The following is a 21,161-nucleotide window of genomic DNA, read 5'->3' on the forward strand; positions in this document are numbered from 1 at the left end:
TGTACGTCACCGTTTTAATATCATTCTGGGTCATTGTCTGGCCAATGACCATAGCCGGAAATAAAACTAAAAGAAGTTTGCTGAAATTTTTCATGATTTATTGGTAATTGGCTTGTAGTGATGCTGGTTTTCGGAGGGTATAATTCCAGTTTCATAATCAAATTCGGTTTTAATTTATAATTGATCTTCCATTATCCATATGTACAAGAATGTATGAATAATTTACATTTTACAAATATAGAGAAAAATTTAAAAGTAGGAAATACTTTATAAAGTAAAAATAAATAATTGTAAATAGTAAGAAAAATATTGTTTTTATGAAAAAATATTCTATATTTTTTCTCTTTATCAAAAAATAATTAATTGTAGTAAGTTATGGGAGAAAGTAAAAACAACACCATCACCATGGATTGCATGGAAAAACTCGCCGACGCAGTTCTGTATGGGAGTAACGGGATCAGTATAGGTAACGTGACGGAGAAATCACGTAAGAAAAACAAATGCCAAACTGGCAGAATTACCAATAAAAAGATATCCCTGTAAAGTAAAAACTGCTTCACAGGGATAAGTTGCAAACAATATAAAAAGTGAAATTCTTATAAATTCTTAAAGAACTCACCTAATGATATTTTATGTATATCTAAAACTTTAATCAAAGTCTTTAATGTAATATTTTTTCCAGATTCAATACGCCAGTATTGAACTCTGTTTAAATCATTTTCAAAAGCAAAAGTTTCATAACTCGTGTAACCTTTCGATAATCTAATTTCTTTTAGCTTTTGAGAAATCTGATTGATTTTTATATCAATATTTTTATCTAAATCTTCCATAGAGCGAAAATTCGAAACTTGGACAATTTAAAGATTAAAAGAGTCGTCGTCAAAAAAATCCTTGAGCGTTATATTAACCATTTTGCAAAACTTTTGAATTGAATATACTGTAACTCCCCTAGCATTTTTTACACTTTCCCATCTATTAATTACTTGTCTGTCTATATGATTTTTTTGGGCAAAATCAGTTTGAGAAAGTCCTGTTTTTAATCTTAAAGACTCAATTCTCTCTGCAATTTTTTTTTGTAGTATAATATCTTCCGTTGTCAATTCTCCCATACTGCAATTTTGATATTTTTTAATAATATTATGTAGTCCACTTGGATTACAAATGATAATTTTTATCTTTGCCAAATACTTCTTTAAAGAATGAAGATTATTAAGCAAAATATCAGTCACAAAAATAATAGCACCGAAAATTTCAACTCATGAAAACCAAAAAAGAAAAACCAGACTGGAAAATCGCATCAGAAATAGAACTCATTTACAAAACCAAAGTAAAAGCTTCAGAACGCCCGCATATCACCTCTTCGGAAGCAGCGTATAAACTGGCCATACAAACCTGGAATCCGGGAAAAATAGAATTCTTCGAACAGTTTAAGATTCTGTTGCTCAACAAATCCAATAAAGTAATGGGCGTTTATGAAGTCTCTTCGGGAAGTACAACCGGAACCCGTGTTGACCTTCGGTTATTGTTTTCGGCGGCACTCAAAGCCAATGCTTCAGGGCTTATTATGATTCACAATCATCCATCGGGCAAAACGATCCCGTCACATAACGATACCCTGATTACCCGAAAAATCAAGGAAGCGGGTGCTATGCTCAATATCGAGGTGATAGACCATTTAATTATTAGCCCTGAAAATTATTATTCGTTTGCAGATCACGGCAAACTTTAGTCTGTTAATTATTTTCAAATGGCTATCTTCCAATTTCCTCTCGCTGGCAAAAGGAATACTTGATGCGATTCCTTCGTTCCTCGGCATGACAAATTAGGTACACGATAACTTATTTCAAATCTTTATCCGCTTCCAGTTCCCTCTTCTGTAAACAATCACACTCAAAACCGTAATAAGAGTTTCTGCCACCGGAATAGCGATAAAAACACCCAATGGTCCTAATTTGTAATAGTGAACCAAAAGATACGCAAACGGAATCTGGAAGATCCAGAAACCAAAAATATTTATCCACGTGGGGGTCCAGGTATCGCCTGCCCCATTGAACGTGTTGTTTAAAACCATTCCCAAACCATAAAAAATAAACCCGATACTCATAATCTGCAGGGCATTGACAGCAATTTTTACAATTTCGGCATCGTTTGTAAAAAATGAAATCAGGTAATGGGCACTAAAAAAGCAAATGAGCATGATAAAGCCCATAAAGAGCATGTTGTATTTGGCGGTTTTATAAACCGATTTTTCGGCCCGGTCTACTTTTTTGGCTCCGAGGTTCTGACCTACCAAAGTCGCGGCAGCATTACTGAGTCCCCAGGCGGGCAGGATAAAAAACATCATAATCCGGATCGCGGTCTGATAGCCCGACGAAGCATAATCGCCTCCAGTGGTGGCGACAAGATTCGCCAGGAAAATCCAGCTGCACGAAGCGATTACATACTGCAAAACTCCGGGTGTGGCGAGTTTTATAATGGCCTGAATTAGTTTGAGATCCGGAATAAAATAGCTTCCTTTTATTTTTAAGATTCCTTTTCCGTAAAAGAGAAAATAACACTGATAGACCACTCCAATCGCTCTTCCGGCAGTGGTAGCAATGGCAGCGCCCATGATTCCCATGGACGGAATAAACCAAAAACCATTTATTAAGATAGGACAAAGAATGATATTCGAAATATTGGCAATCCATAAACTTTTCATGGCAATGATGGCATTTCCGGCACCCCGGAAGATTCCATTAATCAGAAAAATCAGCATGACCACTACACTTCCGGCAATCATAATTCGGGTATAGATGGCACCATAAACGATAGATGATGCCGAAGCGCCCATTAATTGCAGTATTTCTTTAGCATAAATAAAGCCCGGAATACTTATGAGTAAATTAATCAAGATGGCGATTACAATAGCCTGAACTCCCGATTTTGCGGCTTCGGTGGCTTCTTTCTCCCCAATACGCCGGGCTACAATGGCAGTGGTGGCAATACTGATGCCTATGGCAATCGAATAAATAATGGCAAACAACGATTCGGTTAAACCCACAATCTGAATAGCGTGGTTGCTTTCTGCTAAATGTCCCACGAAATACAAATCGACCAACGCAAATACCGATTCCATGACCATTTCCAATACCATAGGAACCGAAAGGATGATAATGGCTTTTTTAATGCTTCCGGACGTAAAATCAAACGATTCTGCCTTTTTCAAAACTTCAGAAAAACGATCCAACGTACCGCGAATTGACTTTACCGACCTTGTGAGATATAACATAATTCTTTTTTTAATTCTATAAAATACAGTTTTCTTCCCGGAGCTTAATCCGGAAAGAAAACCATTTAAAACAAACTTTTCAGCCCAGTTAAAATGCTGCCGAAAGTTTGTCTTTGGGTATGAATGCCGAAATCGGATTTTTTAATTTCCCCACAAACTGAAGACTTTCAATGGGCGAAGCCAGATCGAGCATTTGCTTGTTGTTTCGCAATTGCAGGCGGTTCAGGCAGCAGGAATCAAATTGGGAAACAAACAGATTGTTTTTTTTAAACTGTTCTTCCAGCTGCGGATGTGTCTCCTGGTATTCGTGGATACAAATCGCTACTTCTTCCCAAAAATCACTTTCAGGCAGTGTCCCCGATTCGGATAAAATAGCCGAAAGAAAACGGAAATAAAACTGAAAAACATCATTAAAAAGACACAAAATCTTTAGTGGTTCGTTCATGTCAATCTGAATGCGTTTTGCTTTTTCCGGCAGTTCCCTTTTGGTATTAAAAACCATTACTTCCTCGGTAATATCTTTCATGATGGCCTTTACGGGAACATGGTTTTCAAACACCAGAATCAGGTTTTCGCCATGTGGCATAAAAACCATTTCATGTTCGTAAAAACAATGTAACAAAGGCGAAAGATATGCATTGAGATAACTTTTAATCCATGATTTTGGACTGATTCCGGATGCCTTAATCAATTCAGACACCAAAGAATTCCCGGCCTGATCGACATGCAGTAAGGCCGCCATAGTCATGATTTGCTGGCCTTTGGACAATTTAGGAATGGGGCTTTCGCGCCACAAAGCAGCCAGCATTTTGTTGTGCGGCAGACTTCGTCCGAGCGGTTCGTACAGAAAATTTCGGTAGCCAATGGTGGCCACTTCGCCTAATAAAGTAAATCCTTTTTGTTGCAGATAAGCATCGTTTTCTACCACATCGGCAACCCATTCGGTAATGGTTGGCGTGCTTTCCATATAATACGGCGACAGACCGCGCATAAAGCCCATATTGATGACCGAAAGGGCGGTTTTGACATAAAATTTCTCGGGCGAACTGGTATTAAAAAAAGTACGGATCGACTGCTGTGCCGAATACGTATCGTTTCCGTAACCGAGGCAAACCAGATGGCCTTCGGCAATATCGGGCGCAAAAATAAGCGCCAGTTTATTAAACCATTGCCACGGATGCACCGGAAAAAAGTAATATTCCTCGCTGTTTAACCCTTTCGATTGCATTACATTTTCAAAAGAAGTAATGGTTTCCAATGGCAATTCCTGAGCCAGTACTTTTTTATAATTTAAAGTTTTAATTCCCGAGAAAGTGGCCCTGCTCCTGTGTCCGGCCAGCCATAACAACTGCATTGGCGCATTGGCTTCGGGTGAAAACTGCGCAAAATCATCAATATTGAAACCGTTTTTTCCGCTATTGGCCACAAAGCATGGGTGCCCTTCCGTCATCGCGTGTTCAATGACCTGATAGCCCTGATTTGCTAAGGCTTCAGACGAATATTTTTCATGGTCAATTTTATAAGCGGTGCTGTATAAGGTGCTGGTAATTTCTTCTAAATAGGTTGGCAAAAGCGTTTCGTCAATGCCTAAAACATCTTTAAATTCAATTAAAAATTCCAGTAAGCGCAACGGCACTTCTTCTCCGTCTGCTGTTTTCTTTTGAATGGATTCAGCCGAAACCGACCAGTGGTTTAATGCCAGAACAGAAGCTTCAAAGGTATATTCGAAAGTCTTATCGGGCGAAAACAAACCATAGGTTTTTCCGTTTTTTAGTGTTGGAACAATGAGCAATTCGTGTGCAAATTCGCCTATCGTTTTCTTTAGCAAAAGTACATTGGCTTTGTCCCAGTTTTTTTTGGTGATATGTGCAATACTTTTAGTGGGTAGTTCCATTTTCTTTTTTATTTAAATCGACTGTAAAGCCTTGTAATAGTCTCCACGTGTGCAAAATTCGAGATGTGCTTGTTTGTGCGGAAGATCGAGCAAAGTCTGAAAAACAAATCCTGCTTTTTTATTCAGTAAATGAATTTTATGATTACGGGCATCCGGTTCCACCACGACGCGCTGGTTGTTGGCATCACAAAAAATAAAATCAAGGATGACGGTAAAAATTGACCAGGTAAAATGGTTGATCGCTTTTTCGAAAGGCGCCACGAGAATGTGCATGCCCCTGTCGCCCTTTTCTACTTTGTAATAATCGCCGATACTGTCTTCTTCCGGATTATAACATTCTAACAGAAAAGAAACAGTACCATTGAAAATCCCCATATAAACATCGGTTTTTTCGAGAATTTTACGGTACGAATCGTATACTTCCTGTACCGAAAATCCGTTCATGCCCCAGTACACTGCATACTCGCGATTAACCCAGTTGTGCAGCAGCGGAATATCGGCCTCCATATCTATCGAACGAAGCTCAAAAACACCTAAGCCCGGAATCGTTTTTACAAAAACAATATCGGTAACGGCTTTATTTTCAGGATGCGTTAATGTTGTATTAATCATCTGTTGCGGAATTAAGCTGTTATTTTTTTATACGGCGCGATCGGATTTTGCAGTTTTCCCTGAAATTGCAGCAAAGCCACCGGATCATCCAAATCGATCATGGTTTTATTGTTGTTCAGCTGCAGGCGGTTCAGGCAGGACAATTGAAATTCATCGGCAAACAAATCATATTGTTCGAATTTGGAAGCCAGATGCGGATTTGCTTCCTGATAATCCGAAATGCAATCGGCTACCAATTCCCAAAAACGTTTTTCGTCATAACCGTCGCTGCTCACTAAAATAGCCGACAGGAAACGGAAAAAACCGTCAAAAACATCTATAAAAACAGAAAGTAATTTGACCTCTTCCGGCACTTCTGCGTAGATTCTTTCAATATTTTTCGGAATCACAACATCCGGGTTCAGGATCACGGCCTCTTCGGTAATATCTTTCATGAACGAACGCACCGGAACGTGATTTTCCAATCCTAAAATAAGATTTTCGCCATGCGGCATAAACACCAGATCGTATTGGTAAAAACAGTGCAATAAAGGGCTTAGATACACTTTGAAGTATTCAGTCAGCCAATTGTCTATGGACAGGCCGGATGCTTTTATAATTTCTGAAACCAATGCTTTTCCGTCTTTATCGAGGTGTAAAAAAGCGGCCATAGTCATCAGTTGTTCATCATTTTCGAGCTTGGCCACGGGGCTTTCCCTCCACAAGGAAGCAATCATTTTGTTGTACGGATTGTGTTTTCCGAATTCCTCAAAATACGGATTGATGTAACTTACCGAAGCCACTTCGCCCAACATCCCGAAGCCCACTTTTTGCAGGTATTCGTCCTTGCTTAATAACGCGTCCAGCCATTCGGCCATTTCAGGCGCGGTGCCCAGATAAAATATCGGTAAACCACGCATGAACCCCATGTTCAGGATTGAAAGTGAGGTTTTGGTATAGAATTTTTTAGGATTGCTTAAATTAAACAAAGTTCTTATCGACTGCTGTGCCTGATACAAATCCGGGCCATAACCTACACAAATCAGTTTTCCTTTGGCAATTTCGGGTGAAAATAAATTCGCCAGTTTATTGAACCATTGCCACGGGTGAACGGGAATAAAGTAATAGTCTTTTGGGTCTGCTCCTTTTTTCGCGATAATAGAATTGAAATGCGCCCGTGTTTCGGTTCCCAATTCCTGTTGAATCAGGGTTTCGTAATCTAGTTTTTTTGTCCCGGCATAAACCGTTCTGTCACGGTGACCGGCCAGCCAGATCATTTTAAACGGATTTCCTGTTTCGGGTGCATAGGCTTTATAATCCATGCTGTTGTAACCGATACGCCCGTTATTGGCCACAAATCCGGGATGGCCTTCCATCATGGACTGTTCGATGGTCTGGAAATCTGAATTGGCCAGGGATTTGGAAGTGGAATTTTCCTTTAATAATTTATAGGCGCTTCCGTATAAAGTGCTGATGATTTCTTCGATGTACGAAGGCAATAACTGCTCTGAAATACCTAAGTTGCTTTTGAATTCCTGAATAAATTCGACGGCATCTAAAGCGGCTGTTGCTCCGTTTTGCGTTTTTGAAATAGATTGCAGTTCAATATTCAAATGGTTTAAGGCCAGCAATTGTGCCGTAAAACGATACACGGTTTTGCCATTATCGGATACCAGCGCATACTGATTTCCCGCTTCATTACTTTCTTCCTGAATGGGCCTGATTAAAAACTCATGCGAAAACTCGCAAAGCGCTTTTTTAATCAAAAGCCTGTTGGCTTTTTCCCAAACTTCAGGCTGAATGTGCGCAATAGCATTTTCCGGAAATTCTATTTGATTTTCGTTATTCATTTCAATATAATTGAGGTTAAATAAATTTGTTTTTTTGATGAACTGATCGCGGTTACAAAAAGCCAGCAGCGCTGTTTTATGCGGTAACTGCACGACCTCTGAATCTACAAAACCAACCCTGTGGCAGATTTCGAACATTTTTTTGTTTCGAATATCGGGTTCTACCAGAATGCGCTGGACTTTCAGGTCACTGAAAATAAATTTCATGATTCCCGAGAAAATATGCCAGGTAAACTGCGGAATGTATTTCGTGCAGGGTGCCACAATTACGTGCATCCCACAATCGTAATCCTGAACCGGATGATAATTGCCGATAATGTCCAGTTTTGGATTGTAACGTTCCAGTAAAAAGGAAACTTCGCCATTGACCAGTCCGATAAAAATATCGGATTCACTGCTTAGTTTTTCATATTCGGTACGGACTTCTTCCACCGATTTCCCCTGCATGCCCCAATATTGTGCGTAATCGCGATTGACCCAATCGTGAATAATTTCAGTATCAAAATCCAGCTGCAACGGACGAAAATCGATAGTGCCAAATTCCGGGATCGTAATTGTATAAATAGGATTCAACGATCCTTTTATCACCCGTTTTCCATTGTATAAATTCATTTCTGTAGTCTTTTAATTAATTGATTAAAGGTGCTGTGGTCCATTTTTCACGCCATTGCTCACGAACTGAATTGTAGACCAGCTGAAGCGAAATGCTCAGACCAATCACGACCGGAAATAAACCTAAAACCGTGAGTTGGTCGTGTTCCCAAAAACCAATCACATACATGCCCCAATTGATCAGCACCCATTGAATGACATACAAACTGGTGACGTTTTTACTGCAGAAAATAAGTCCTTTAAAAACAGGATTATCTTCCCTGAACAGCTGCACAATAAAATTGACCAGCCAGTAAAAAACCATATTAGCGCCCAGTAATAAAATGCTTCCGCCCGGTCCTAAATGGTAGTAATCCCCAAAGTGATATTCGGAATTTGTAAAATTCAGTACAGCGCCAATTCCGATAAAAAGAAAACCGAGCCCTAACATTTTCCTGAAAAATACAGGTTGATTTTCTTCCAGTTCTTTATACCATCTTCCTAAGAACATTCCCAGCAAAATAAAGGCACTCCATGGGAAAACAGGGAAATAAACATTAAACTGGTTGCTGAAAAATAAGTCGCAGAGATAGTCTACTCCTACAATTCCAACCCTGAAACCGCTGACTTCCTTAGAAATGGCGATAATGGCCAGAGCCACGATTAACGGAACGTATTTACTTTTGCTGAAATGATTAATAACTCCCATAATAAACAGTGTTACACCCGCCAATTGCAGAATGTCTCCTAAAAGCAAACAGAATATTCCGGTTTGCAGCGTTCCTGATTGTAATCCATAAGCGCTCACAAAAGATTCCGGCAATCCTCCAAACACGAATTCGGGTATTAGGAATTTCAGGAAGTTCATTCCGTACCCAATTCCTAAAATGTATAAACCTCTTTTGCATACTTTCTGAAAACTTTGCCTTCTGGACAGTACAAATGAAATTCCCATACTCACTAAAAACAAGGTGGTTCCCCTTCCCAGCCATAATGTAATTTCGCCTAAAATGCTGTGGGTTTGCGTCGGAATAGTTCCGTAAATCAGCATGGTGTGAATCATCATCATAAAAATCACACTCATTCCCCTGGTAATATCAATCGCTAAAATTCTTTTTTTTTGTTGTGTTTCCATAGTTTTTCTATTTATGAAATTTCTTCAAATACATTCGATTCAATCGCCTCCCCTACGGTCACCCCGAATTCCTGAAAAGCTATTTTGGTTTCTACCTGATAATATTCAACACCGGTAATTTCTTTAATGATATAGGAATTGCGATAACAGGCCATCCCCAAATCCGGCGTCACAAATCCGTGCGTGTGCAGTTCCGCATTCTGAACAAAAATTTCACCTCCGTTTTTGTCAATACTGTAATTTCTGTTGGCATCAAAACGTCCTTTTTCGTCCCATTGGATTCTCGATGAAATGCCTTCTATAAAACGCGGCAGCTCATAACCGTAACCCGTTGCCAAAACCAATGCGTCGGTGGTATGACGGTATTTTTTGTCCTGCTCGACCTGATGCAATTCCAATTCGAAAGACTGCTTGTCCTCGTCGTAATCTGCTTTGATACAGGCTGCATTTGTTCTTAAATTCACATCTATTTCCGTCACTACTTTTTTAGTGTAAATGGTATCGAAAATGGTTCCGATCAGGTCTTTATTGATTCCTTTGTAAAGCAGTTTCTGGTCTTTAAGCAGGGAATCTCTTTTTTGGGGCGGAAGGCTGTAGAAATAGTCCACATATTCCGGAGAAGTCATTTCTAAGGTAAGTTTGCTGTAATCCATCGGGAAAAAACGGGACGAACGCGTAATCCAGTTGAGCTGATACCCGTATACATCGATTTCCTGCAACAAATCATTGAATACTTCGGCAGCACTTTGTCCGCTTCCCAATACCGTGATTGATTTTTGTTTTTGAAGGGCGGCCTTGGTCTGAAGGTATCCGGACGAATGCACTGCTTTTCCTTTAAGGGATTTGCAGGATTTCGGAATATGAGGTGCTGTTCCTGTTCCCAGTACCAGTTTTCTGGTTTGGTAGAAGGTGACGGCATTGGTCTTTGTACAAACTGTCTTTACAATATAAAGGGACTGATTTTCATCGTATTCGATCGTTGACACTTCGGTATTGAAAAAGACATTCGGCAGTTTTTTAATCGCCCACTGGCAATACTGATTGTATTCGTTTCGTAGTAATAAAAAGTTTTCACGAATGTAAAACGAGTACATTTTGCCCTGTTCTTTGATGTAATTCAAAAAGCTAAACGGGCTTGTCGGATCGGCAAGCGTCACCAAATCTGCCAGAAAAGGAATCTGCAGTGTAGTATCCTGCAAAAGCATTCCGGGATGCCAGTTAAAAGAATCATTTTTATCAAAGAATAAACCGTCAAGGTTCTCAATGGGTGTGGTCAGGCAGGCTAAGCCCAGGTTAAAAGGTCCAACACCAACAGCTATAAAGTCGTATATTTTATTTTCCATAATGGGTATTAATTTATCAATGAATATTCCTGCCCGTGAGCAACGATTAAAGCAATAATTTCTTCGATATCGGCAGGAGTTGTAAGCGGATTTAGCAAGGTGAATTTCAGGAATACTTCGTTATAGACTTTCGTACTGGTGATAATGGCTTTTCCTTCGTTGAAAATTGCTTTTCGAATGTAACTGTTTAAGCCGCAGAAGGATCTTTCGTCTGCTTTCCAGGGCGTGTAACGAAAGACAATGGTGCTGATTTCCGGATGATGGATCAGTTCGAAATCGTCTCTGTTTCTCAGTAAATTTGCCGTAAACAGGGCATTATCGATGGCTTTTTCCATGTAGGTGCTTAGTCCTTTCGTACCAATGATTCTTAAAGTAAACCATAATTTCAAAGCATCGAACCTGCGGGTGGTCTGGATGGATTTTTTGACCATGTTCGGAATTCCTTCGTCTTCCTGTTCTTTGGAGTTCAGGTAATCGGCGTGGTATTTGATATAATCGACATACAATTTGTCCCTCATAAAAAAGCCGCTGGAACTTACGGGCTGGTAAAATGTTTTGTGATAATCGATCGTCACCGAATCTGAAAATTCGATTCCTTCGAGTTTATTTTTATGTTTTTCACTGATCAGTAATCCTCCTCCATAAGCGGCATCTACGTGAAACCATAATTTGTTTTCTGCTGCTATTGCAGCGATTTCAGTTAAGGGATCTATCGAACCAAAATCTGTAGTGCCCGCCGTACCCACAATGGCAATCGGAATATTTCCTAAATCTTTCTGTTGCTGGATTACTTTTTTCAGTGCGTGAACATTCATTTTAAAATCCGAATCAACGGCTACCGGAACTACGGCATTCTGACCTAATCCCAATAAGCTTAAATTCTTTTTTAAGCTAAAATGACTTACTTCAGAACATAAAACCCTGAACTTTGAGGCATCAGCAGGAAGCCCGTCCATTTTTGGATCAATATCGTAATGCGTTTTTATATAATGATCGCGTGCCAGGAGCAATCCCATCATATTTGACTGTGTTCCGCCACTCGTAAAAATTCCGTCGGCTCTTTGAGGATAGCCCAATTTTTCTATCGTCCATTCGACCAGTTTCAATTCTATAAAAGTGGCTCCGGTGCTCTGATCCCAGGTATCCATGGAGGAATTTAAAGAGGAGATGAAGGCTTCTGCCACCAATGTAGGTGTCAGAATCGGGCAATTGAGATGTGCGATGTATTTTGGATCGTGAAAATGAATACAATCGTTCAGATAAATAGCTTTCAATTCGTCCAAAACATAATCGAGGCTCTTTCCTTCGAAGTTTTCCTCCAGCCCAATGGCATCTATTTTCTCCCTGATTGAAGTAATACTAGTTCCTGTAAAAGGCGTATCCCTGTTTTCCAAATGATTCGCAATTAACTTAATTGCTTTTTTCATGCTCTTTTTATAAAGAGATACCGACTTCTTATTATTAGAAAAGATATGCTTGTGATGGTCTGTTTCTAATACATTCCCGAACTGAATTGTTCTTATCTGCTCTTTTGCTTCCATTAGTTTATTTATTTAGATTGATTCTAAAGAATAGTTTTCAGCAAAAGTAAATCCGATAAAAAAAATAGTCAATACTACACCAATGGTAAATAGAATTGCACAAAAGAGGTACAGGAACTACTACATTTATAGTAGGAAATAACCAATAAAAATATAATTATTTGAACGAAAATTAAATCACTTTTTTCTCAATGGCATATAAAATAAGCTCTGGCGTGGTATGCTTGCCTGTTTTTTTCATAATATTTTTCCGATGTGTCCTGAAAGTGTGAATACTGATAAAAAGATGCGAGGCGATGCTTTTCCCGTCATTCCCTTTGGCAATTTGTTTTAAAATTTCGTTTTCCCGGAAAGTCAGTTTTTGATTGGCTTCTGAATCGGGTAAAGCAAATACGTTCATCAGTCCGTTTAAGGTTTTCGGGCAGAAGTAGCGTTCCCCGTTTTCAATCTTGTAGAGCGCATCGAAAATGGTCTGTTCCTGACAATCTTTGGAAATAAAACCTTCAATCCCGTCCTGTAAGAAACTGTTTACGGTTTGTTTGTGTTTAAAGTAGGATAAAATGATAATCTTACAATCCGGAAAATTCATGCGGAGGTTTTTGAAGTCGTCTTCGTAGAATAAAAAAATATTATTGGGATCTATGATAAGATACTCTACCTTGTTTTTTTCAAAATGATTAAGTAACTCATCTTTAGAGTTTACCACAGTAAGATTTGCTTTTTTCACAAATTTTTTCAGTGTATATCTCAAGCCGATTATGTGCAGGTTTTCAGAATCAGCGATAAGGAAATTTTTCATTATTTTATCTTTATTTAGAATTGGTCTAAACAAAAATAGATAATAAAATTCATATTACTATATTAATTTATTGACACATATGTTAATAAAAGAAAGAATCCAATTACAAAAACAAAACTATTCCCTACTAATGTTATAAAAATACTGGCATAAAAATGTTCAGACAGGGGTACTTCTACTCGTTTTGTTGGGCAATCAATTGGGGGTATTTATATGATATTACCTCAAAATTATATTATTTTACCAGTTTGTTCTGAAAATCAGACAATCCCAAAATAATGACTTAATTTTGATTTTAAACAACTTAAAAAAATAAACAAATGACAATTGGAGTTGGCGGTTCTACCGCAAGTATAGAATTAGACAAGATACCAAACATGACACTTGAGGTACAGCCCATTGCACTGGCTGAATATCATTTACGTATCAAAAAAGCAACAGCACTTCTTAAAAAACAAAACTGCAACGCCATCTTCCTCAATGCGGGAACCAACCTGTATTATTTTACGGGTACCAAATGGAATGCGTCGGAAAGAATGGTGGGTGCCTTACTTTTTGAGGATGAAAGCATCGAATATATTGTTCCCAAATTTGAAGAAGGTACGTTTAAAACCTTCCTGCAAGTGGAAGGAAATCTGAATTTCTGGGAAGAACATGAAAATCCGTATGAGCTTTTTGGAACAATATTACAAAAGAAAAACATTTCAAACGGAACTATTGCGCTGGATGAATCTGCTTCATACTTTTTAGCCGACAATGTTGTCAAAGCCAATCCCAATTATAGTTTTATAAATGCCCAGCCTGTAACTGCGGGCTGCAGAATGCATAAATCGGCTGCTGAAAATGCTATCATCCAACAGGCAAAAGAAATAACAATGGTGGTTCAAAGAGCTGCCGCACGCATTTTACATCCGGGTATTGAAGTAAAAACGGTTACTGATTTTATCAACAACGCCCATATCAAAGCCGGAATCCCTTCCGGTTCTTATTTCTGTATTGTACTTTTTGGGGAGGATTCACAATATCCACATGGCGTTACTGCCCCTCAGCCTTTGAAGGACAACGATATTGTTTTAATTGATACCGGCTGCCGTTTGGAAGGTTATTTGTCTGATATCACACGAACCTACGTTTATGGAACACCCTCCGAAAATCACAGAAAAATATGGAACTTAGAAAAAGCAACCCAAAAAGCTGCTTTTGATGCCGCGCAGATCGGCGCCAGTTGTGGTTCGGTAGATGATGCTGCCCGAAAAGTATTAGCCGAAGCGGGTTTAAGCGGTGATTACGAAATCCCCGGCTTACCGCATCGCGTAGGACATGGAACCGGACTAGACATTCACGAATACCCGTATTTAGTGCGCGGAAATCCAACGCTTTTAGAAGAGGGAATGGTGGTCAGCAACGAACCTATGATCTGTATTCCGGGCCAATTCGGGATTCGCCATGAAGATCATTTTTATATGACGGCGTCAGGACCTAGATGGTTTACAATGCCTATGGAGAGTATTGATAATCCGTTTGGTTTGTAGTGTTAGTTTCAGGTTTTAGGTTTCAAGTTTAAGGTTTCAAGTTTAAGGTTTCAAGTTTCAGGTTTCAGGTTTCAGGTTTCAGGTTTCAGGTTTCAGGTTTCAGGTTTCAGGTTTCAGGTTTAAACTGTTGCGTAATTTGCAACTGAAAACTTTGACTGAGACTGTGACTGAAAACTAAAAAAGAGACTGCCCAACTTATGGAACAGTCTCTTTTACTTTTAACTAACAAATGAATTATTCTACTAACAACTTTTTCTTTTCTGTAGAATTTCCGTCTGTGGCAATTACCAGATAAACTCCTTTTCTTAGGGAATTCACGGAGAAGGAAGTGGTATTGTGCACTGCGCCAACCAGATTACCTGTACTGTCATAAATGGTTATTTTGACTTTGGAAGTATCGAGACTGCCAAAATTAAAATGGACTACGTCAGAAGCCGGATTGGGATACATGGCAAATGATTTAATGGTATCTGCTGCCTGTACTCCTAAACTACCGGACTGCAGATCGATGGTATGGGATGCGCTCCATTCACTCACTGCTGTTCCGTTTTTGGCTCTTAGCCTGAATTCATAAACGGTTTGTGTACCTTGTTTCGGAATCCATAAATAGTAGGTTGCCGAAGTGCCGACTGTGGTCCAGCCCGAGTTGTTTAACTGGATTTCATAAGAGGCAGCTTCAGGTAAGGTCGCCCATGATGCATAAAATCCTGATGCATAAATCCCTGCATTGGAAAGATTTATGGGGGTTGGCAACGTTATCGGTGTTGTTGTGCCTGCCGTAACGGTATAATCTTCTACTTCCCCATCTCCTACATTACCGCAGGCTGTCGCTGGATTGGCATTGTATTTCATCACCACACGCATGCGGGTTGTTCCGGTAAAGCTAATTGGCGTAAAACTTCCTGTCACCGTCGTTTTTGAGGAGATTCCGTCGATTACTTTTTCGGATGCTTCAAACTGATTGTTTTTGTTATAATCAATCCAAACGCCCCAGTATTCCGTGTACGAAGAACCCGTAAAACCAGGAACCAGACTAATATTTATGTTTGAATTCGGAGTCAGCGTAATTACTTTTGAGGAATAGTCGGTATAACCAGCGGCGTCTTTTCCGGAAGTATGGGTAAAGCTTCCTATCGTTACAGTATTGATAAATTCATAACCGTTTGCAGCCTGAACCGCACACAAAGCCGCATTTGGAATAACAGCCGAAACGACATTGGAATAGTCCGAATAAACAGCCGCTGCTTTTGCCCTGATTTTGTATTTGTAGGTGCTGCCTGCTGTCAAACCGGTATTGGTATAAGTAGTTGCTGTAGCGGCTAAAGTCGCAATTTCGGCAAAAACATCCTCTGAACCGGCTCTTTCGATTACTACACTGGTGGCATTCGTTGCATTGTTGACCCAGCTTAGCTGCACTTCTGAATTTCCTGCCGTCGCTGTTAAAGCTGAAGGTGCCGGAACGGTTGTTGCGTTTTGTACTCCTGCTTTTATGGATTCGTTTGGTTTGGTGTTATAACCAAAATCGAGAACAGTATATCCTACTCCGCCGGCTTCCACTTTTACATGCATCCATCCGTAACAAGTACGTCCCCTGCTCTTGTATTCAAAACCTACATAGCCTGTTTTATTATCCCAGGCTGTATAAGAGGCCGTTCTTAAATCCAGCTGATCCGGATAAGCACTTCCGGGAGTCACAAAAGTACTGGATGCTCCGATAGTGGTTCCTTCAGGGATAAATGAAATGTTTCTGGTACCGGTCTCCCCGACTAATCTTTTTCCATAGGTTTCCATTTTCAAAGCGGCCGCTGCAAATTGCCAGGCACCATACTCCGTGTTATCTCCAATTCCTAAATTGAAAAATTCCCAGGTGGATGTCGCCGATGCTACATAATCAGTATTATTGACATAAAATATTCCATAGGGTGCATCAAATTTCAAATTGATGGTTTTGGACGCATTGTCTAAAGTGGTAATTCCGCCGGTAATGGCAGCATCTTTAAAAGTAATAACTATCGCTGTATCATTTGCAGGAAGATGCGCAGTGGCTTTTCCTGTAAAGCTAAGCACCGTTTTGGTATTGCCCTGAAGCGTAAGAACCGCTGTTAAACCTGCCGGAACTCCGGTGATGGTGTAATGTGTTACTGGGGTCCATGTTCCGCTGCTTTTGGTAAATGTTCCGTTATTTGTGGAGAGTGTAATCGTCGTGCTTGCGGTTACGCCGCCATCATTTACTTCGGATTCGTATAAAGTGCCTTCAGATAAAACTACGGCTGTTTTAGCAGTCATTCCGGTATAAATCGGAGTATTCGGCTGGGTATTATAGGCATATTCAGAAATCGTATATCCATCCCCGTTGGCATTTACGGTAATCTTAAACCATCCGTAACACGGTAAACCATCGATTAAATATTCAAAACCTGCATAGCCTGTTTTTCCGTCCCAGGTGGTATACGCCGGGGTACGCAAATCAAGCTGGTTGGGGTATGCTCCGGGTGCTGTCAGATTGCCTGCAGGCCCAACTGCTGTATTGGCTGCGAGCAATGTTATGTTTTTGGTACCGCTTTCGCATACCATTCTTTTGGTGTAGGTTTCAATTTTCAAAGCATTGGCAGCAAACCTCCAGCCTCCGAACGCAGGATCATCTCCCTGGGCAATTTCAAAATATTTCCATGTTAAGTCCGATGATACGGTTACATCTGGCATATCGACAAAAATGATTCCGTACGGATCTGAAAATTTGAAATTAAAAAACAGCGACGTACAGGACAAATCAGCCGTTCCACCCACAAAAGCTGCCGGTACAAAAGTTATTCCGCCTGAAGCATTGTTTGCAAAAGCGTGACTGGCTGCTTTTCCCGTAAGGGTTATCGTAATCTGCTTGTTTGAATTTACGGTAAGAACCGGTGTTATACCTGCCGGAAATGTATGTGTGAAATGTGTACCTGAAGTGAGTGTTCCGGAACTAAGGGCGAAGTTTTTGGTACCGCTTAAGGTTACGGTTGATGAGGTGGTAAAAGAACCGTCATTAACAATAGCTTCTTTAAAGGTTGTTGCAGATGCCAGCAAAGCACTTCCGGTTGCATTTACACCGGTATCGATCAGATTTTGAGCCTGCCATAAGGATTTACGGGCCGGGTGCTCTAAAGCGGCCAGCATTCTGCTGATCTGACCCTGAGTATACATTTTATAACAGCCCTGAGCGCCATTATAGCCCATATAATTTTCGAAATTCACTTTATCCCCTTTACAATTGGTTCCCGGCGTACAAGCCAAAGTATGCTTGGCATCTTCTGCCGGTGTGTCGTCTACTTCATCGGTTCCCGAGCATCCGCCTTCAAAAGTGTGGATTAAATTCAGGAAATGACCAAACTCATGCGTTAAGGTTGCCGAGAATTCCTTGCTATAGGAGTTGTCATACAGATAAGCGCCATTAAAAACCACACGGGCCGTATTGCTTGCCGTCATATCGGAATTGGGATACCAGGCTACTCCGGAGTTATTGGTGGCACCATCGTTATACAAATCATTCTGAATGTAAACATTCATGTATTTGGTATTGTCCCAGGCATCGGCCGCAATCTGGTCGTCATAACCTCCGCCGTTTCCATAACCATTTTTGGCGGGATGAAAGATAACACCGGAAGTACAGCCACCATTAGGATCTTTTTTCGCCAGTTTGAATTCCACATTGATGGTTCCTCGTCGTGGCTGAAAGAAGGATTCCACCGTCTGAAAATCGGCATTTCTTCCGTTGAAATCATCATTAAGCTGTGCCAGATGATTTACAATTTTTTCGTAAGTAACGGTTTTACCACTTTGTACGTCTCCATAAATATGGAAGACCACTGGGATAGTATAGCTAACAGCGGCGTCTTTTGACGTTTTGTTTTTCCGCTGTAAAGCAAACTTTTTGCTAAATACATCAAAGTTTTTTTTCTCCTGAAGCGAAGCCGGATGATTCCGGTATACTTTGGCGTTTTCTTCGGTTGTCCGACAAGGTAAACCTTGTGCACTAACTTTCAATACACTGAAAATCAGAAAGAACAGTAGTAGTTTTAATTTCATGGTTTTTTGGTTTTAATTAGTAATAACCAAATTTAACCCTACAGTTTTGTTCTTTCTGATACTATTTTAGTACGAATTGGTATATAGTTAGCTTGTTTTAGTGTTTAGTATTCAGTCGCTGTTTGCAGTATTCAGTCCCATTATTCAGTCCCAGTTGAAACCTGAAATCTAAAATTTACAATAGAAACGCGTTTCGACTTCGCTCAACGTGACAAGCTGTAGATTGAGACTATGACCGAAAACTGCGACTAAAAAATCAAGACCTGTCAGGCTGAGCGAAGTCGAAGCGCCGCAACAAAAAGCCCTTCGACTTCGCTCAGGGTGACACCAAAAACTGAAAATTGCGACTGAAAACTGCGACTAAAAAAACTACTTCCCTCCGGCAGGACAATTCTTTTGAATAAACCTTACAAAGGTATCCAGTAAATGCTTACTCGTTCCTTCGCCTTCATAAATACTGTGCGAACGGTTCGGGTAGATCATCAGGTCGAACATTTTATCGTATTTGATCAGCTCGTTTATTAAAACCTCGGCATTTTTATAGTGTACGTTGTCATCGCCTGTTCCATGAATGTATAACAGGTTTCCTTTTAAGTTTTTGGCGTGGGTTACGGGAGATGCCTGAATGTAAGTCGCCTCATTCTCACCCGGAATTCCCATATAACGTTCGGTATAAATATTGTCGTAAAAATGCTGGTCGGTAACGGCCGAAATTGCTATTCCTGATTTGTAGATGTCAGGATACTGGAACATTAAATTTAAAGTTACAGCGCCACCACCACTCCAGCCGTGAACGGCTATCCGGTCAGAATCCACGAATTTCCATTTTAGGATTTCTCTGGCTGCCATGGCCTGGTCACGGGTGTTGATAATTCCGATGTTTTTGTAAATGGACTTTCTCCATTTCGTTCCTTTCATTACAGGAGTTCCTCTGTTGTCCATCGCGATTCCGATATATCCCTGCGGAATTACCTGTGCGATAAACGGATAAAAATAAGGTTCGTCATTGGCTACGGAAGCCATAGGTTCTCCGTACACATAAAAGAATACCGGATATTTTTTGGAAGGGTCAAAATCCATTGGTTTTGCCATTATTCCGTCCATTTCTATTCCGTCTGCCGTAGTTACTTTGAATTTCTCCATGGTATAATCACGCTGAGGTGCCTGAAAGGAATCCGCTTCCTGCGGCAGGATTTTTTTATGTCCGGGTAAGGCAATTAACCGGGTATTATACTCTCTGCTGATACTTGAATTGGTATGTTTGGCATACATTGCATCTGTCGAAAAACTATATTCGTTGGTACCGTCAAACACATCCGGCGTTACTCTTTTGGTCTTTTTTGAATTTATATTGGTTTCGTACAAATAACGTTGTGTCGCATCTGTCGGACTTGCCTTGAAATAAATTGTTTTGGTCTTGTCGTTGTACGCCTGAAAATAAGCATCGAAATTAGCTTTCGTTATTAATTCTTTTGATTTGCCATCACTGCTGATTTTGTAAATGTGCATCCAGCCGTCTGCATCAGAACTCCATAAAAAGGCTTTTCCGTTATCTACAAAATGGCATGGGAAGCCATCGTATTCACCGGAGGAAATGTCAAAAACATCAATCCATGCTGCCGATTCTTCTTTGTAAATGGCCTTAGCAGCACCTGATTTCGTATCGCAATTGTAAAAAGTAACCTGGTTCTGATTGCGGTTTAACTGAATCACCATTACCGACTGGTTCGTCAGCCATTTCATTCGTACCAAATAGTTGTTATCCGGTTCGCCGGGAATATTCAGCCAATTGGTCTGTAAAGAAGCGATATCTATTATTCCGATTTTAACCGACGAAGGTTTTTCTCCTGCTTTCGGATATTCAACGGGAACCACCACCGGATACAAAGAATCGGTACTGTTGATCATGAAATGAAATTTGGTGGCCGAAGCATCTGCGCGCCAAAAGGCAATACTCTTGCCATCAGGGCTCCATCGGAATCCGTCTCTGGCCGCCAGTTCTTCTTCGTACACCCAGTCAAATGTTCCGTTGATGATTTTATCGGTTCCGTCTGTGGTCAGCGGTGTTATTTTTCCGGTATTTAAATTTTCAAGGTAAATGTTGTGATTGGAAACATAGGCTACATTTTCATTATCACCTGAAAACTTCGCAAACATCAATGAAGAGGCGTCCAGGTTTTTTCCTAATTGCTTTCCTTTTCCTGTTGCTAAATCAAAAAACCAGTAATCTCCTTTGGTATTTGCCCTCCACACTTTTTTTGAATTGGTATACAGCAGTACTTTTGTTTTGGCGGTATTCCAGACCAGATCTTCAATTTCTCCGGTAAAGCCGGATTCAGACAACTGTTGCTGAGTCAGAATTGTGGTATGCTTATCCAATTTGTCCACATCATAAACGGCTACATTGTTATTTTGACTGACCCAGAACGAATGGGAATCCGGTAACCATTTCAGATTATTGATGTCGACATCATTCTGGGCAAAAACAGCAGAACAAACAAAGAGTAGCAGTAGTAAATACTTTTTCATAGGAGTGTTTTTTATTCTTA

At 40.1% G+C, this 21,161-nt stretch carries 14 protein-coding genes; 2 read left to right on the top strand and 12 right to left on the bottom strand.

Features of this window, described 5'->3' with window-relative positions; all coding sequences use genetic code 11:
- Positions 1 to 596: 596 nt before the first annotated feature.
- Both D0817_RS04835 and D0817_RS04840 read right to left on the bottom strand, forming a co-directional pair.
- On the bottom strand, positions 597 to 830 hold the full coding sequence (locus tag D0817_RS04835) for a helix-turn-helix domain-containing protein (RefSeq protein ID WP_127337282.1): 234 nt from the start codon (positions 828 to 830) through the stop codon (positions 597 to 599).
- A gap of 27 nt (positions 831 to 857) precedes the next feature.
- On the bottom strand, positions 858 to 1,184 hold the full coding sequence (locus tag D0817_RS04840) for a helix-turn-helix domain-containing protein (protein ID WP_238160815.1): 327 nt from the start codon (positions 1,182 to 1,184) through the stop codon (positions 858 to 860).
- A gap of 74 nt (positions 1,185 to 1,258) precedes the next feature.
- Between D0817_RS04840 and D0817_RS04845 the strand changes: the two genes are divergently transcribed.
- Complete coding sequence (locus tag D0817_RS04845; RefSeq protein ID WP_127337283.1) at positions 1,259 to 1,729, top strand: JAB domain-containing protein; 471 nt, start codon at positions 1,259 to 1,261, stop codon at positions 1,727 to 1,729.
- Positions 1,730 to 1,843: 114 nt separating this feature from the next.
- Here D0817_RS04845 and D0817_RS04850 read toward each other — a convergent pair whose 3' ends face one another.
- The 8 genes from D0817_RS04850 to D0817_RS04880 all read right to left on the bottom strand — a co-directional run bounded on the left by D0817_RS04850 (position 1,844) and on the right by D0817_RS04880 (position 13,015).
- Positions 1,844 to 3,271, bottom strand: a complete 1,428-nt coding sequence (locus tag D0817_RS04850; protein ID WP_127337284.1) for an MATE family efflux transporter — start codon at positions 3,269 to 3,271, stop codon at positions 1,844 to 1,846.
- An 88-nt stretch (positions 3,272 to 3,359) separates the two neighbouring features.
- Positions 3,360 to 5,165, bottom strand: coding sequence for an IucA/IucC family protein (locus D0817_RS04855; protein ID WP_202866471.1), 1,806 nt, complete (start codon positions 5,163 to 5,165; stop codon positions 3,360 to 3,362).
- Positions 5,166 to 5,177: 12 nt separating this feature from the next.
- Positions 5,178 to 5,777, bottom strand: a complete 600-nt coding sequence (locus D0817_RS26090) for a GNAT family N-acetyltransferase (protein ID WP_202866472.1) — start codon at positions 5,775 to 5,777, stop codon at positions 5,178 to 5,180.
- Positions 5,778 to 5,788: 11 nt separating this feature from the next.
- Positions 5,789 to 8,218, bottom strand: a complete 2,430-nt coding sequence (locus D0817_RS04860) for a GNAT family N-acetyltransferase (RefSeq protein ID WP_127337285.1) — start codon at positions 8,216 to 8,218, stop codon at positions 5,789 to 5,791.
- Between the two features lie 16 nt (positions 8,219 to 8,234).
- Positions 8,235 to 9,332: a heparan-alpha-glucosaminide N-acetyltransferase domain-containing protein gene (locus tag D0817_RS04865; RefSeq protein WP_127337286.1), complete on the bottom strand. Its 1,098-nt coding sequence runs from the start codon at positions 9,330 to 9,332 to the stop codon at positions 8,235 to 8,237.
- A gap of 11 nt (positions 9,333 to 9,343) precedes the next feature.
- Positions 9,344 to 10,675, bottom strand: coding sequence for a lysine N(6)-hydroxylase/L-ornithine N(5)-oxygenase family protein (locus tag D0817_RS04870; protein WP_193555352.1), 1,332 nt, complete (start codon positions 10,673 to 10,675; stop codon positions 9,344 to 9,346).
- 8 nt (positions 10,676 to 10,683) lie between these two features.
- Entirely contained in the window at positions 10,684 to 12,216 is a 1,533-nt protein-coding gene (locus tag D0817_RS04875) for a pyridoxal phosphate-dependent decarboxylase family protein (protein WP_127337288.1), read from the bottom strand.
- A 172-nt stretch (positions 12,217 to 12,388) separates the two neighbouring features.
- Positions 12,389 to 13,015: a response regulator transcription factor gene (locus D0817_RS04880; protein ID WP_127337289.1), complete on the bottom strand. Its 627-nt coding sequence runs from the start codon at positions 13,013 to 13,015 to the stop codon at positions 12,389 to 12,391.
- Positions 13,016 to 13,335: 320 nt separating this feature from the next.
- Here D0817_RS04880 and D0817_RS04885 point away from each other — a divergent pair, with 320 nt between their 5' ends.
- Positions 13,336 to 14,547 (top strand): M24 family metallopeptidase, encoded by a 1,212-nt coding sequence (locus tag D0817_RS04885; RefSeq protein WP_127337290.1) that lies wholly within the window; start codon positions 13,336 to 13,338, stop codon positions 14,545 to 14,547.
- A gap of 234 nt (positions 14,548 to 14,781) precedes the next feature.
- On the opposite strand, the gene D0817_RS04890 is transcribed toward D0817_RS04885, so the two are convergent.
- Both D0817_RS04890 and D0817_RS04895 read right to left on the bottom strand, forming a co-directional pair.
- Complete coding sequence (locus D0817_RS04890) at positions 14,782 to 18,612, bottom strand: M43 family zinc metalloprotease (protein ID WP_127337291.1); 3,831 nt, start codon at positions 18,610 to 18,612, stop codon at positions 14,782 to 14,784.
- 369 nt (positions 18,613 to 18,981) lie between these two features.
- Complete coding sequence (locus tag D0817_RS04895) at positions 18,982 to 21,141, bottom strand: S9 family peptidase (RefSeq protein ID WP_127337292.1); 2,160 nt, start codon at positions 21,139 to 21,141, stop codon at positions 18,982 to 18,984.
- Positions 21,142 to 21,161 lie beyond the last annotated feature (20 nt).

The sequence above is a fragment of the Flavobacterium cupreum genome (assembly GCF_003996965.1).
GTDB classification, from domain to species: domain Bacteria; phylum Bacteroidota; class Bacteroidia; order Flavobacteriales; family Flavobacteriaceae; genus Flavobacterium; species Flavobacterium cupreum.